We start from the raw sequence: 15,206 nt of genomic DNA, 5'->3' as shown, positions 1-15,206 counted from the left end.
CTTGGCTTTATCGGGGCTGGCTACTGTCCCTTGTCATGGCATTGGGAGTCGGCGGGATCCTCGCCTTCTCCATTTGGAACAAGCTCGATGAGATTGAAACCGCGCGGCAAGATCAGCGCGGGTGGGTTTATTCGCAGCTTGAGGTGGAATACCTGAAGCTCACCGATGCCCTGCATCGCGTCATGTTCGGGGAAACAAACGATCTCGCACCACTGCGGACTCGGTTCGATGTGTTCTACAGCCGCGTCAAGCTGGCCGAGACGATGCACATCAACGCCGATGACGAGAATGAAGGTATTCCGCGACTGCTTGAGATGCTCGAGGGCTATGTCCTCGCGATTGACGGCAGCGATGAGGATCTGCGCGCGGCGATAGAGCCTTTGGCGAACTCGCTCGAAGAAATGCGCAACGTCCCGCGCGAGGTGGCCATTGCCTCGATCGCGATCCATGCGGAGCGCTCCGAGGCGCAACGCGCTCAGGTTAGCCTCTACATAAAGACGCTGGTCTATATCGTGATCCTCGTCGCCTTCTTCTTGCTTAGTGCGATCTACGTGTTGTCAAAGAGATCCCAGTCGCTGCGCATCGCGACGCAGCGCGCCACCGAGAATGAGGCCCGGCTCGACACAATGTTGCGCGTCTCGCTCGATGCAGTACTGATGATCGACGATTTCGGGACGATCGTCGATCTCAACGGCTCTGCCGAGAAAATCTTCGCCCGCCCCCGCGATGAGCTGCTTGGCTCCTCGATGCCGCACACGCTGGTGCCACATCGGTTGCGCGCACAGTTCGTAAGCCATCTCGAGAAGTTCCGGACCACGGGAGTCAGCAGTATCGCCGACAAGGGCCCCATCGAGTTTCCGATGATTGATGCGAACGGCCACGAATTTCCTGCGGAAATCGTGGCCTCGCTAATTCCCACCCAGGAGCACAACCTGTTCGTGGTCTATTTCCGCGACATCACCGAGCGCAAGGAGAAGGAAGAGGAGCTGCTGAGGATGCGCGACGAGGCTCTTTCGGCTTATCGCGAGAAATCGCGCTTCTTCGCGATGATGAGCCATGAAATGCGGACCCCGCTCAACGGAGTGATCGCGGCGCTCGAACTACTTGACGGGTCAAAGCTCACCCCCGACCAGAGAAAATATGTGGCGGCGGCGATGTCTTCGGGCGACGTGCTTATGGGACATATCAACGACGTGCTTGCCATCGAACGCGCCGAGAGCGAGGAAGGACTGTTGATCGCTCCGGTCGATCTCGTGGCGATGATGGGAACGATGGTCGCCGCGATGCAGCCCTTCGCGGACAGTACTCAGGTGCGACTCCACCTCGACCGGAATGGCCTATGCAACGATTTGGTGCTGACTGATCCGCGCTCCTTGCAGCAAATCATTTCGAACCTGCTCAGCAATGCGATCAAGTTTTCTCCCGGTGGAGACGTTACTTTGCGCGCGCAATGCGCCCCAAGCGAGTTGCCCGGCTCGCATCCGGGCGACCTGATGCTGCGCTTGCAGGTCATCGACACTGGCAAGGGCATTTCAGAGGTAGATCGCGAACGGATTTTCGAGGATTTTGTTTCTCTCGACAGCCGCTATGAACGCCGCACCGGCGGGACCGGGCTTGGACTAGGCATCGTCAAACGGATGGTGGCGCGGCTTCACGGCACAATCACTTGCGACTCCGAACTTGGCAAAGGCACCACATTCACCGTTCGCATCCCGATGCGTGGAACGACCGAGGCTGAACCGTCGACGCAACAGGCACTGCCGGAGGCGACTGATCAGCGCGGAATGGATCTGCTGGTGGTAGACGACAACGCGCTCAACCGTGACCTGCTGAGCGAGATGCTCGAACAGATGGGCCACAGGGTCTGCGTCGCGCCGGGCGGTCGCGAAGCGATCGAGACGGCGGCGCAAGCCCCCTTTGACGCCATCCTGATGGATATCTCGATGCCCGAGGTCAACGGTATACAGGCGACCCGTGCGATTCGAGGGGGCGAGGGGCCAAACCGGCTGACACCGGTCATCGCGGTCACTGCCCATGCGATGCCCCAGGAACGCGCCGAATTTTTCGATGCCGGAATGGAAGGCTTTGTCGAAAAGCCGGTGCGGCGCAAGACGCTGGCTGAGGCCTTGCGCGAGATTACCCCCCGAGCAAGCGGCGAAGCCAAAAGTGCCCCGACGGCCGAGGACGTCGAAGACGGTTCGACCGAGGACGACGATACCGACGATGCGATTTCGACCGATCAGATCAGTGAGTTGCTGGATCTTTTGGGCCTCGAGAAGACGCGCGCCCAGGTCGCCAGCTTTCTTAAGACCGCGCAGAGCGAGATCGAGGGAATCGCTTCGGCGACGGAGCGCGACGATCTGCGCGCCCGCTCGCACGCGCTGGCCGGGACGAGCGGGATGATGGGCGCAACTGCGCTCAGCCAGAAGTGCCGTGAGATTCAGAGTGCCTGCGATAGCGGGCAGGTCCAAGCCGCAATCGCGCTCCGTCGCGAGTTGGCCGCGCTCTATGCCCCGCTGCCCGCTCTTTACGAAGAACTCCTTGCCGATTGAGCGCCGTTTGCGAGGGTGGCCACGCCGCCCGCGCCGTTATTGGGGGGCCTCACCCGCACCGCTAAGCGCAAGGGGGCGGTGGCCTCGTCATCATTTCCAGACCGTCTACGAGATCATCCGGTAGCGCACCCAAAACAGGATCGTTTTTTGGATCATCAGGCTAATCGGCGGTAACGATCTCGGCGGCGTTCGTAAGCTCGCCTGTCGCGTTCCGTGTCACGGTGATTAACCAAGTTACAGTCTCGCGAACCGCGATCGTGCCTATGTCCAAGATTCGGGTCGTAGGGGCGTAGCAATCGCCAAGCGCGGCGGGAACGTCCGTTACTTTGCTGTAGCCTTCGGGTAGCAGAACGCGGACTAGAACCCCCGTCGCACCCGACAGGCCGTCATTGGTCACGTTCACACAGATCGCGATTGTAGTCCTTAAGGCGGTCTCGCCAGCGGCGTTCACGAAGGATCGGACATTGCGAGCGATACCGACCGGTCCGCGCTGTGTGCCTTTTCGGCATAGCCGAAGTTCTAATCGGAGGTGCCCGCCCATCACGTCACCACCAGACACTTGAGCGAGTTCGAAATAGCAAACAGATAGCTCGCGGGCGTAACGGTATCTGCGGCGTCCACCTTGATTTGATAAGTCTTGGTCGCCTTGATGGCAGCTAAGCTTTACCTACAACCGCCGCTCTTTGGATCGCTAGGTGCTAGACGTCCGTGAACCTCTCCATTGCGCCCGAGGTGGTGACCCTCAACAGCGTGAGCAGACTTTGCTGGACGCACTAGATTTAGTCGTCAAGTTCCTCATAGCCCCAACCTGTTCCAGAACGTTGCCGTTGTAGTCAGACAGAAACAGGTTCCATGAGAGCCTGTCGACGCCCCCGGAATTCGATAGTGCTGCGGCAAAGACGAGCGCCGCCTCCAGGGGCGAGGGGGCAGGGCGGGCATCAAAAGCCGCAACAGTGACCTGAACATGGGATGTCCTGAATAAGTCTTGCGAAGGATTTCCTTGCCGCACGAGGCTGGCAGGGAGACGGCACCCGCGCGCAGTAATTGATCCGGGATAAGCGACACAGGCCCAAATTCTGAAAAATCTGCGGGAGTTACTTGGGAGCGAGGGGAGATTCAGGGACGATTGGCATGTCCACCTATCCGTTCGCGTAGTGCCCCCCTGCCCGAATTCGCGGGGCATTCTGCTCTTGCACACACACGCCGCCCTGCGCGCTTCGGTAGAAGGGTGACAAGGCGATAACTTGCCACCTCTCATTTCACCGAAGACCCCCCCGAAAAGGACCTCCTCCATGTCGAAGTTGCAAACGATTGCTCTCGTCACTGCATTCCCTCCCGGCCGCCAGAGCCTAAACGAATACGGCCTGCACCTCGCGAAAGAGCTTGCCGGTTGCCCGGACGTGGCTGAGGTGGTGGTGATAGCGGACAAGCTGCCCGTCCATATGGAAGAGCTCGACCTCGGCCCGAAAATCCGCGTGCGCCGCGTCTGGTCATTCAACTCGGTCACGGCGGGTCCAGCAATCCTGCGCGCGTTGTGGCGCGAAGAGGTGGACAGTGTGTTGTGGAACGTGCAGGTCGCGAGCTTCGGCGATCGCGAACTCCCCGCGGCGCTCGGCCTCTTCGCCCCGGCTATTGCGCGACTGATGGGATGGCGCAGCGGTGTGCTGGCGCATAACCTTGTTGCGGGCATAGACCTTGAGAGCACTCAGTTGAAAGGCAAACCGATCCGCCAGGCGATCGTGCGCGTAGGGGGCGCTGTCGTGGCCCGCGCGATGGCCGCGGCGGATTACATGACCGTTACTCTTCCTTCTTACGAAAAGATGCTGAAGGCGCGCTTCCCCCGTGCCGCAATTCACCACGTTCCGCATGGGACCTTCGACACGACCGAGCGCGAGCTGCCCGCGCTGGCGGACCGCCCAAAGCGGATTGTCACGATGGGCAAATTCGGCACCTACAAACGTCTCGAAACTCTGCTCGCCGCTTTTGATCTGCTGCGCGCGCTGCCCGAATTCCGCGGCTACGAGCTGGTGATCGGCGGCACTGACCACCCGGCCACCCCGGGCTACATGGCCCGCCTTGAAGAGGAGCGCCGCGACGACCCTGCGGTGACCTTCCACGGCTATGTCGCCGAAGAGGATGTGCCGGAATTCTTCTCGCAAGCCCGTCTAAGCGTCTTCGACTATTCGGCCACCACTGGAAGCTCGGGCGTTTTGCATCAGGCGGCTACTTACGAGACTATCCCGGTCTTCCCCCGGATTGGTGATTTCGTGGATCTGTGCGAACATGAGGGCCTAAAGGGCGCGAATTACACACCCGGAAAATCGGTCGAGATGGCCTTTGCGATGCGGGATATCCTTGAACATCCCGAAGAGGCGCAGAAACTGGCACGCAGCAATCGCGCCGCCACGCAGGGCATGTCGCTCGCGCGTGTGGCCCGATTCCACGCCGCCATGCTGCGCATGAACAAGAATCAGAGACAGGCGCTCCTGAAGGTCAGCAGCTGACCTTATCCCACCCCCTTGCCCCTACTAAGATCGTCGCCGTGTGGCCTGCCTGAAAAGGTGGGCCATACGTCCTTTTGGAGGTGTCCGCCATACTTGGATAGGTCGACTATCCTTTGGATACAAAACGTTATTCCTGCGCTACCGAGACTCAAGTGCGGCCTTTTGCGAAATATTGTTAAACGCAATCCAAAGGTGCTGCCATGAACGCCATTATCTCGCATCCCATCGTCTCTGGCGCGCACGACGCCACCCGCCACCTCTACACGTCCCGCCGGCGCGCGCTGATCGTTGTGCCCTGCTACAACGAGGCCGAGCGCTTCAATCATGATGCATTCGCGCAGTTCATCGCGCGCCATCCCGGCGTCGATTTCGTATTCGTGAACGATGGCAGCACCGACGCCACCGAGGCCCGCCTCGAGGCCCTGCGCGCCGAGTTTCCGCAGCGCGTGACCGTGCTGGGCCTGAGCCGGAATTCGGGCAAGGCCGAAGCCGTGCGCCAGGGCATGCTGTATGCCTGTGACCGCGGCGTAAACCATGTCGGCTACTGGGACGCTGATCTCGCCACCCCGCTCGATGCGATCCCCGATTTCCTGCGCGTGATCGACCGCGAGCAGGACGTGCAAGTCGTCTATGGCGCGCGCCTGCGGATGCTGGGTCGCCGGATCGAGCGCCGTTTCTCGCGTCGTATCGTCTCTGGGATTTGCGCCACTCTCGCCCGCCAGGTGCTGTGCATGCCGATCAGCGACTCGCAATGTGGCGCGAAAATGCTGCGCAACACGCCCTCGCTCCGCTTTGCGCTGTCCGAGCCCTTCAACGCGGGTTGGCTGTTCGACGTGGAGCTGTTCTTGCGCCTCAAGGAACGTTTCGTCGCGATCGAAAGCCGCCACGCCTTCTTTGAGCAGCCTCTGGTGGAATGGGACGAAGTGCCCGGCTCGAAAGTCTCGGGCAAGGCGATCCTGCGCAGCGGCATGCAAATGCTCAAGCTGCTCGGCCGCGCACGGCTTGGTCTGAACTTCTCAGCCAAACCTGTCGCTGCGCCGGTCACCGCGTCCGTCTGCGCCCCTGCTGCCTAACCCGCCATGATAAGCCTTGCCCGACAGAGCGCCTCGCTCCGCCTTATTCTCGTCACGCCCGCCGTAGCGATTTTTGTATCTTCGATGCTGGTGAATGTCGGCAACCTCGGTTTCAACATGATCTTCAGCCGGCTGATGGGGCCCGAGCTGTTCGGAAGCCTCGCCTTCCTGCTGACACTGAAACTTTCGGCCCTGTCGCTGTTCGGCGCGGCGCAGATGGCGGTGAGCCACCTCGTTTCGGCCCGTCCGGTGACCGAGCGCAGCTCGCTTCTCGCGGCGCTGGCACGGCTCGACACCGGCCTGTTTGCGATACTCGCAGCCGTCTGCCTGCCGGCCGGGATCGTACTTTGGACAGTGCTCGGTCCGGCGAGCCTCTCTCCCATCCTGCTGCTTGCCGCGATGCCCTTCGGCGCATCGCTGAGCCTGCTTCGCGGCGTCAGCTACGGCAGTCTCAACACTGGCCGGATCATCTTGTCAGCGAATCTCGAGATGGCGGTGCGCCTGATCTTCGCGATTGCAGCCTGGAAGGTCGGTCTGGGACTGCCCGGTGTGATCGGCGCCATCACGCTTTCGATCATCGTAGGCTGGTTGGTCCTGCTTGCCGAGGTCCCACGCCGCCGCGCCAGCCCCGCCGAACCCGGCCTCCTTTTCGCGATTGGCCTTGGCGCTGCACCCTTCGCGCTCTTGCAAATTGCGCAGGTGTTCGTGCTTGACGGCGACATCTTCATCGCCCGCTGGACTCTTTCGACGCAGGAGGGTGGGTTCATCGCCTCGCTCTCGCTGTTCCAGCGCATCCAGTTCTTTGCTTGTCTCTCCCTCGCTACCGTGCTGCTGCCCGACCTAACGCGCGCAAAGCGTGAAGGACAGGCGCTAGGGGCGGCGCTCGCCCCGGTTGCTGTCATCTTCACAGCCGTTAGCATCGCCGTGGTTAGCGCCTGCACCCTGGCCCCAGAGCGGATGATCTCGCTGCTGGTCGGCTCCGGTTACGCCGAGGCCGCGCAGCATCTGCCCTTCGCCGCGTTCTCTGCAATTGCTTTTACCTTCAGCTACCTCACGGCGACGGCGCTTGTCGCCTTGGGGGATAAGCGCGGGATCTGGCTTTGCGTGGGCATCGCCGTTCTTCAGCTGGCCGCGATGGCCGTGACCCCAGATCCGAGCCTTGCCAGCTATGTCGGCATTAAGCTCGGCTGCCAACTTCTTGCAGCGATTGTCAGCGCTGTCCTCATTGCGAGGACCGCGCTGCGAAAATGAGCCGACGGGCGCCGGTGCTCGCGCAGGGCCACCGGGGACCGTATTTCCCAAATTTCTCAAAAAAGAGTGAAACCTATGTCGCAGGAACACCTCAACTTCTCCATCCACCAAAGCCTCAACACCACCATCCACCCGGTGCTTCTGTGCGGGGGGGCTGGCACACGCCTTTGGCCTCTCTCGCGCAAGTCCTATCCCAAGCAATTCGTTCGCTTGATGGGCGAGGAAAGTCTGTTTCAGGCGTCGGCCAAGCGGCTGTTGGACAGCGGTTTCGCCGCACCCTCTGTCGTCACCGGCGCGGATTTCCGCTTCGTGGTGATTGAGCAGCTCGCAGCACTGCAGATCGCGCCCGCCGATATCCTGATCGAACCTTCCGCGCGGAATACTGCCGCTGCGATCTGTGCCAGCGCTTTGGTGCTGGAAGCTCGCGAACCAGGCGCGCTGATGCTGGTCGCGCCCTCTGATCATGTCATTTCCGATGCAGGGGCCTTCCGTGCCGCCGTCAAAGCTGCCGCACCCGCAGCCGAGGCGGGCCGACTCGTCACCTTCGGAATCCGCGCCGATCGCCCAGAAACCGGCTATGGCTGGCTCGAACTGAGCGAAGCTCCCGACGCGGAGTTCGCCGCAACGCCCCAACCGCTCAAATCCTTCGTCGAAAAGCCGGATCTGGCAAAGGCCGAGGCGCTGCTGCAAGGCGGGATGCATCTGTGGAATGCCGGGATCTTCCTGTTCTCGACAACGACGATTCTGGAGGCCTTCGCCAAATACGCGCCAGACACGCTTGCAAAGGTTCGGGATGCAGTAGCCGGGGCAGGGCGGGATCTGAGTTTCACCCGACTTGCACCCGAGCCCTGGAACGGGCTTGAGGATATCTCGATCGACTATGCGGTGATGGAGCGTGCAGACAATCTTTCCGTCGTACCCTATGCTGGGGCGTGGTCGGACTTGGGAGACTGGCAAGCTGTCTGGCGCGAGCAGAAACCCGATGAAAACGGTATCGTCACCGACGGTGCCGCCACCGCCATCGACTGCAAGGACTCCCTGCTGTACTCGACCAGCGAGGCGCAGCAACTCGTGGGTATCGGTCTTGAAGACATCATTGCTGTCGCTATGCCCGATGCGGTGCTGGTGGCTCACAAGTCCCGCGCGCAGGAGGTCAAGAAAGCCGTCGCCGAACTGAAGGCCAAAGGCAGCGTGCAAGCCGAGACTCTGCCGCGCGATTTCCGACCCTGGGGCTGGTATGAGAGCCTCGTCACCGGCCAGCGCTTTCAGGTAAAGCGTATCCATGTCCATCCCGGCGCGGCGCTCAGCCTGCAAAGCCACCACCACCGCGCCGAGCACTGGATCGTCGTTGTAGGTACGGCGAAAGTAACCGTGGATGACGAGGTGAAACTCGTGTCCGAGAACCAATCCGTCTATATCCCGCTCGGTGCCGTGCACCGCATGGAGAACCCCGGCAAGGTGCCGCTGACCTTGATCGAGGTGCAAACCGGGGCCTATCTCGGCGAGGATGACATCATCCGCTATGATGACGTCTATGCTCGTGGGCAGGGCGCGCGGGGGTAATAGAGAGTCGAACCAGGAAAGCATAGGCGAGGGGAGAGGCCTCCCAATTGCACTTTTTCCGCACCGCGCTTTACCCGAAAAGCACATCTGCTTGCCACTGTTAAGGAAGCTAGTTCCCCTTGGGTCTGTGGCCGACTTCAACAGTGGCAATCGCCTGTCCCGATACCTCTGCACGCTTGCTCTGACCTTTGTTTTGCTTGAATGTTAAGGGGGACCGCTGCTCGGAAAGTTTGCTCAGAGCCCGCTCCTATCCTTTCGCACAGGAGGAGCGATACCGATGGGTGTGGGCGCTACGCATCAGCAGGTCACGACTTGGGGCGCGTGCTGCGGCAATATCCGGGGGCGCAAACATTGATTTAGGTTCGAAAGGATTCCCCCGTTGACGGATGTCGCCCGTGCCTCCGGGGGCCTCGCTCTCGTCGTGGGCCCGCGACTTCATCTGAACGAACCGGCCCAAGAGGCGCCGGATAGTGTTGGTTTGCGCCTGCTTATGCTCGCACTGGCCGTGGTCTGCCTGTTTCATGGTGGATTGCTGCCCTTCACACATGGCAATACCTACGACGCTTTCATTCACATGTTCTTCGGCGACAGCTATCACCGGAGCTGGTTCGACGTGTGGGAGCCGCGCTGGTACACCGGCTTTGCCACGACCTCCTACCCGCCGGGTACGCATATGGCGATCGGAGCGCTGCAATATGTGATGCCGCTGCGCGCGGCCTTCGTGGTAACGATGCTGCTCGGGCTTATCCTGCTGACGATCGGGGTCTATCGCTACGCGCTGATCTGGGTCGAGCCTCGCGCGGCGGGCTATGCGGCAATTTCGTTGGCGCTCTCGTCGTCGATCTCGGAAACGGTGCATCTCTTCGGGCAATTGCCGACGATCTTTTCGCTGGGCGTATTTCTCAACGGGTTACCTTCGGTCTATGGCTGGATTGTCGGCGGGCGGTGGCGTGATTTCCTCACGGCAGTGCTTTTCGCCTGTGCGACCACCGCCGCCCATCACGTGACGACGCTGTTCGGCTCGGTCCTGTTCATCCTGCCGCTCGCCCCACTATCCTTGCGCGTCGTTGCCGAGCTGAACAGCGAAAAGACCCGAAAACAGCGGTATAAGAGCCTGTCTTGGGCCTTTATGCGCGGTATTTTCCTTGGCGTTTTCATGGTCGGTTCGATCGTGATCACAGTTCTGCCCTACTGGATCTGGTCGATCAACGATCCGATCACGCAAGTCCCAATTCCGCATGGCAGCCGCGAGAATTTTCTCGAAAAACCGCATCTGGGGTTGATCTTTTTCCTGTTGCCTTGGGGGCTCGCCCTCGTCGCCCTGCCGTATGTGTTTGTCACCAGCCTGCGCACCCGGATGTTCCCACTTGGTCTGGCGGTGTTTCTTGGGTTCGTGCTGGGCACTGGGGGCACCACCCCGCTGCCCCGTGCAATGCTGCGAGGCGCTTTCGACATCCTGACCCTCGACCGGTTCACCTTTTGGGCGTCGATATTGATCCTGCCTTTCCTTGGGCGGATGTTTGAAAGCCTGCTCCACGGGCGCGCCGGCGATGTGCTTCGCAAGGCGCTTGGCCGCGGGGGGCACCGGGTGCTGGTCGGAAGTGGATTTTTCGGGATGGTCGGCGTCAGTGTATTTGCTGCGATCCTGCCCGCTCTTCAGCCGATGCAGCCGAAATTCGTGGACCCCACCCCGATCGTGCAATTCCTCGAACAGGACGAGCACGACCACTGGCGCTATCTGACTCTCGGTCTGGGCGACCAGTTCGCCTACCTCTCGGCCCAGACCGAGGCGCAGTCGGTCGACGGCAATTATCATTCCGCCCGGCGCCTTCCCGATCTAACGCGATTTTCTGTCGAGCGGCTGGAAAACGCGAAGTTCAGTGGCGTGCCCGGGCTTGGCTCATTGCGTCAATTCCTGATTAACGCGGATACTTATAACCTGAAGTACATCTTCTCTAACGACGGGTTCTACGACCCGCTTCTGTTTTTCACCGGCTGGGACCGGCTGCAAAAGCTGCCCAACGGGATTGCGGTATGGGAAAAACCCGATGTCTCACCCCTCCCCCTCGTCAGTCCACGTCGCGCGATCCCGGTCTGGCAGATGGTGATGTGGGGGGCGCTTCCGCCTTTCGTGCTGGTTCTCGCCCTAGGGCAACTGATGCTGTCCACGCTGCGCTATGGTTTCGGTATGCGGCGCGGACTGCTGCGCCCTGCCGTGATGGTGACGGGTCCTGTCGGCTCGGTGCGGCTGTTGCGCTGGCTGATTCTGGGCGCGCTTTTGTTCGTGCTGGCGCTTTTGAGCTGGGGTGCGGTGTCGATCTGGCACGAAACACACCGCCCGCTGAGCGCGGAGGAGCAGATCGAGGCCTATTTCACCGATCTCGACATGCGTCGCTTCCGTGCGGCCTACGAGCGCTTCGACCCCATTACCCGTCCCGAATTCGATCGAGCGATGTTCAACTGGCGCTGGCAAGGTGGGCTGATTGCGTCTTATGGCAAGTTGCAGGATGTGGCACTGGAAGAAATTGGCGGGACCGAGGTGACACGCCGCTGGAGGGTTCGCCTCTCATGGTTGACGGCTGTAAATCTGCGCGAGGAACTGCGCGAGGTGTCGACCGTGCTGCGCGACGGGATCTGGTATGTCGAAGCGCCCGAGCTGCGCCCGACCCAGACACCCGAGCGGCTGCAGCGGCGCGCTGATATCGACTGGAACCTCGTCGGGCGGCGTCAGGCGCGGCTGGACGCTGATCTCCACCGAGACCGGCTGGACCGGCCGCGGATCTTCCTGCACGGCGCGCGGCTGGTCGAGAAAGACGGGCGCTTCAGCATTGTCGGCGCCCTGACGAATGGCGATGCGGACCCGGCGAAAATTATGGTTCTGGGTGATCTGCGGGCCGAGGGGAAGGGCCCGGCGCTGGCGCGAATGGCAGCAGGGATGGCCGACGGACAACGCCTTTTGCCAGCCGAGACCTCTGGGTTCCGTATCGAGTTCGAGGGCGTTCTCTCGCTTCAGGATGCGGCGGGCGAATTCGATCCGACCCGTTTCGTTCCGCCGGAGCTGGCCGCACGTCCTGACGGTGCGACGATCGAAGCTCGCGCGCTGGTCGCGGGGTTGGGTCTTTACCGGGCGGTGGGGCTGAATGGGCTGCGCATCTCGACCGAGCGCGGACGTCTGCAACTGAGTGGGCAGGCGGTGAATACCGGCACCGAGGTCGCGACGGTCACCCGCGTCGTGGCCCTGCTTTACGACGAGGCGGGTTTGCCGGTCTGGACCGAGGCGGGATTTGTCGATCGCAACATCGTGCCGGGGCAGGGACAGAGCTTTGTACTCGATCTGCCCGCGCGCAACGAGATTAAAGTGATCGCCGATCTGGGGGCGGACGACATGGTGGTGAACGGCGCCTCGCAGCAAAGCGATACCGGGCTGCCCGATGCCGCAACGGGGACAATCCCGCTTACGGGTGTGCCGGGCTATTCGGCGCTACGCTTGCATATATCGAGCATGGTCCATGAGCCGTTGTTCTGAGGAGTTAAGGATGCGTCTTTCGGTTCTGATCCTGCTTGCCGCGCTTGGCCCCGGGCCGACGCAGGCCGAGGAGTTTATTTCCGATGGGTTCGGCCTGGTGCCGCGCTTTGCTGCCGGAGAAGAGCGCGGACACTGGTCTGGCCTGCAAGGGTCTGAAAATAATGAAATGTTTTCGACTTCGTTGGTTATGCCGGAAGCGGTCGACACAGTGATGGTTTTATTCGGACCGAAAAGCCTTGTCGCCGGGCAGGACGAGGGGCACGGTGTCTCGATTGCCGTCGATCGGCACGGCAATCTGGCGGCGGACGGTCTGGCGGTCGAGTTCCGGCTGGGAGACGAGACCCGAGCTGGAAACCCAACCCGCTACGGTATCGGCGATCTGATCTTCGCTCCGGCCACTAGATCGGGCACCTATGCGGCCGGAGCGGAAGTGGACAGTCGTCAATCTCCGCGCGCGCTGTTTCGCGTGACCGCCGATCTGCGATCTGTTGAGCTGAATATTGCCCCGCAGCCGCAGGTCGAACCCGAGCAGATCCTGCCGCTTGCGACCGAGCCGCTGCGTGACCGCTATGGAAACCCGGTCGAGGATGGCACGGCGCTGATGCTGCTTGTCGAGCATCCGTCCGAGGCATCAAAAGGTCCGGGGGGCGAGGTGCTTGATGTCTCCGTGCTGAGCGCGCGCAGCGTCGGCGGCGTGGGACATGCCGAAATCCTGACCCGAGACATGCCGCCTGAGGCGCTTGCGCAGATGGTGTTGGCCACCAGCCGTTCGGCCACGCGCAAGCTCGATATCGCGCAGGTCCGCCTCGCCCATGCGCCCGAACTGAGGCTTTGGGCGCGCGAAGATACGCCCGAGTTGCGCCTAAGGGTCGGGCCGCTGGTCACGGATGCGGGGCATCTCCTGTATGAGGGCGCCGAGATCGCACTGCGGATTACTGCGCCCGATCAGCGGGAAGTTTCCCTGACCGGCTGGGCGAGCGACGGCTATCTCTGGATCGACGTGCCGATGGCGGCGCAGGACGCGCCTTATCGTATTGTGATCGAGAGCGCGTTCGGCAGCAGCGAGGCCACCCTCAGTCCCGGCCCCGCGCCGCGTGACGCCCGCAAGGAGTTGGTGCAATGAAGCAGACCGCGCTTGCCGCCGTCATTGGTTTTATCCTGCTCGGTTTAGGGATGATGCTGGCCGCCACCGGCTACGAACGGATGCAGGCGCGTCAGACGCGCTATCTCTACATTGCCGACGCGCTGGTCCCGCAACCTGAAAAGGCAGATCTGGTGCGCTGGCAACCCGCAGAGATCGAACTGGATCGCCCGGTGACGCCCGGGGACGAGACCCGGATCGGGCAGGCGCTGGCCGAGGCTTGGCAGGCGGTCGCACTGGCGCAGGCTACCGGAGAGACCGGTCTGCTTTCAGTGCGGTTGTCGGGCGTGGCGGAGGGGCGCGCGGCACTGGCAGCGCGGCAGGCGCAGGAGAACGGCACGCGAATGGTGGTCCTCAGCCAAAGCGCGCGGCCGGTCTTCTTCCATCGCGATGGCTCGTTGTTTCAGGCCGAAGTCGAGATGGAGGTGGTCCGCTACGCGCTTGCGGACGGGGGGCTTGCGCACCTTTCGGTGACCCGCGATCGCGGTGTCGCGACGCTGATGAACGAATCGAACGGGTGGCGGCTGTTTTCTTACGAGCGCCGCGCGGCGGAACAAATGGCAGGGCAGGGGCCCGGTTGGTCGGGAGAGATCCGCGGCGTGAATTACTATCCCGCGCAAACACCCTGGCGTGCTTTCTGGCCCAACTTCGATGCCGAGGTTATCGCAGTCGATTTCAGTCGGTTGCGTGATTTGGGGGCGACGAGCGTGCGGGTCTTCCTGCCGCGCGATGTCTTTGCTGCGGCCGATGGTGCTGGGGAGGCGCTTGGCGATCTCGAAAGCCTTCTGGCTCTTGCGCAGACGCATCACCTAAGCGTGGTGCCGACACTGTTCGACATGCGCGGGGGATACGGGGCCACGAGCTGGGCCGAAGACGTGCTGGTGCTAGAGCGAGTCCTGCCGGTGCTAAGCGCTTCAGGTGCGGTTGCGTTCGTTGATCTCAAGAACGAACCCGATCTGGATTTCGCCGCCCATGGAGAGGGCGAGGTCGAAGGTTGGCTTGAAGCGATGATCCATATCTCGCGGCGAATTGCGCCGGAGCTTCCGCTCACCGTCGGCTGGTCGCGCGTCGAGGAGGGCGAGCGTCTGGCCGGGCAACTCGACGTGGTGAGCTATCACGATTACGCCCCGCTCGACGGGGCAAAAGCGCGTCTGGCGGCGCTTCAGGCGCGTCTGGGAGACAAGCCTGTCGTGATCACTGAAATCGGCACCAGCTCTTACGCGATTGGGTTCGGCTGGCCAGGATCGGAGCTCAAGCAGGCACAGGCCCTGACCGCGCGCCTGGCGGCGCTGCAAGACAGTGCAGGGGTGATGGTCTGGACGCTTTACGATTTTCCCGCTGTCGATGCGTTGGCGGTGGGAACGAAGCCTTGGGTAATGCGCCAGCAATCGGCCTTCGGGATATTGCGCGCCGATGGCAGCGAGAAACCTGCAGCCATGCAGCTACGTGCGTCATTCCTGCGCCTACCGGAAGGATAGTATTATGCGCCGATCATCGTTGATAAGGCACTTAAGAACGCAACGATGAAGACATTAGGCTAAGGGCGCTTTCCCATCCGTTTCGGAGTACTCAGCTCCTGGGCTTCTGGCCGTTGCT

Annotated in this window: 9 protein-coding genes; 8 read left to right on the top strand and 1 reads right to left on the bottom strand. The window is 61.8% G+C overall.

Annotated features, from left to right (window positions below):
• Positions 1-35 precede the first annotated feature (35 nt).
• Positions 36-2,552 carry an ATP-binding protein gene (locus ACSBLW_RS11460; RefSeq protein WP_435256753.1) on the top strand — a complete coding sequence of 839 codons (2,517 nt, stop codon included), beginning with the start codon at positions 36-38 and terminating at the stop codon, positions 2,550-2,552.
• A gap of 160 nt (positions 2,553-2,712) precedes the next feature.
• On the opposite strand, the gene ACSBLW_RS11455 is transcribed toward ACSBLW_RS11460, so the two are convergent.
• Positions 2,713-3,003 (bottom strand): hypothetical protein, encoded by a 291-nt coding sequence (locus tag ACSBLW_RS11455; protein ID WP_435256752.1) that lies wholly within the window; start codon positions 3,001-3,003, stop codon positions 2,713-2,715.
• Between the two features lie 841 nt (positions 3,004-3,844).
• Between ACSBLW_RS11455 and ACSBLW_RS11450 the strand changes: the two genes are divergently transcribed.
• The 7 genes from ACSBLW_RS11450 (at position 3,845) to ACSBLW_RS11420 (ending at position 15,088) form a co-directional block, all read left to right on the top strand.
• Positions 3,845-5,056: a glycosyltransferase gene (locus ACSBLW_RS11450; RefSeq protein WP_435256751.1), complete on the top strand. Its 1,212-nt coding sequence runs from the start codon at positions 3,845-3,847 to the stop codon at positions 5,054-5,056.
• Positions 5,057-5,256: 200 nt separating this feature from the next.
• Positions 5,257-6,129, top strand: coding sequence for a glycosyltransferase (locus ACSBLW_RS11445; protein ID WP_435256750.1), 873 nt, complete (start codon positions 5,257-5,259; stop codon positions 6,127-6,129).
• Positions 6,130-6,135: 6 nt separating this feature from the next.
• Positions 6,136-7,380 carry a hypothetical protein gene (locus ACSBLW_RS11440; protein WP_435256749.1) on the top strand — a complete coding sequence of 415 codons (1,245 nt, stop codon included), beginning with the start codon at positions 6,136-6,138 and terminating at the stop codon, positions 7,378-7,380.
• A gap of 75 nt (positions 7,381-7,455) precedes the next feature.
• A complete protein-coding gene (locus ACSBLW_RS11435) occupies positions 7,456-8,943 on the top strand; it encodes a mannose-1-phosphate guanylyltransferase/mannose-6-phosphate isomerase (RefSeq protein WP_435256748.1) in 1,488 nt (495 codons plus the stop codon).
• A 379-nt stretch (positions 8,944-9,322) separates the two neighbouring features.
• Complete coding sequence (locus ACSBLW_RS11430) at positions 9,323-12,469, top strand: hypothetical protein (protein ID WP_435256747.1); 3,147 nt, start codon at positions 9,323-9,325, stop codon at positions 12,467-12,469.
• Between the two features lie 10 nt (positions 12,470-12,479).
• A complete protein-coding gene (locus ACSBLW_RS11425; protein WP_435256746.1) occupies positions 12,480-13,592 on the top strand; it encodes a hypothetical protein in 1,113 nt (370 codons plus the stop codon).
• Positions 13,589-15,088 carry a hypothetical protein gene (locus ACSBLW_RS11420; RefSeq protein ID WP_435256745.1) on the top strand — a complete coding sequence of 500 codons (1,500 nt, stop codon included), beginning with the start codon at positions 13,589-13,591 and terminating at the stop codon, positions 15,086-15,088. Before ACSBLW_RS11425 ends, ACSBLW_RS11420 begins: the two co-directional genes overlap by 4 nt.
• The last annotated feature ends 118 nt before the right edge of the window (positions 15,089-15,206 follow it).

The organism is Thioclava sp. FR2, assembly GCF_051200875.1.
Classification (GTDB): Bacteria; Pseudomonadota; Alphaproteobacteria; order Rhodobacterales; family Rhodobacteraceae; genus Pseudotabrizicola.
This window is presented reverse-complemented; position numbering and strand designations above follow the sequence as displayed.

Bases quoted from the DNA above. Each gene is read 5' to 3' on its own strand.
- ACSBLW_RS11460 (WP_435256753.1), top strand. From the start codon at position 36: ATGGCATTGGGAGTCGGCGGGATCCTCGCCTTCTCCATTTGGAACAAG.
- ACSBLW_RS11450 (WP_435256751.1), top strand. From the start codon at position 3,845: ATGTCGAAGTTGCAAACGATTGCTCTCGTCACTGCATTCCCTCCCGGC.
- ACSBLW_RS11445 (WP_435256750.1), top strand. From the start codon at position 5,257: ATGAACGCCATTATCTCGCATCCCATCGTCTCTGGCGCGCACGACGCC.
- ACSBLW_RS11440 (WP_435256749.1), top strand. From the start codon at position 6,136: ATGATAAGCCTTGCCCGACAGAGCGCCTCGCTCCGCCTTATTCTCGTC.
- ACSBLW_RS11435 (WP_435256748.1), top strand. From the start codon at position 7,456: ATGTCGCAGGAACACCTCAACTTCTCCATCCACCAAAGCCTCAACACC.
- ACSBLW_RS11425 (WP_435256746.1), top strand. From the start codon at position 12,480: ATGCGTCTTTCGGTTCTGATCCTGCTTGCCGCGCTTGGCCCCGGGCCG.
- ACSBLW_RS11420 (WP_435256745.1), top strand. From the start codon at position 13,589: ATGAAGCAGACCGCGCTTGCCGCCGTCATTGGTTTTATCCTGCTCGGT.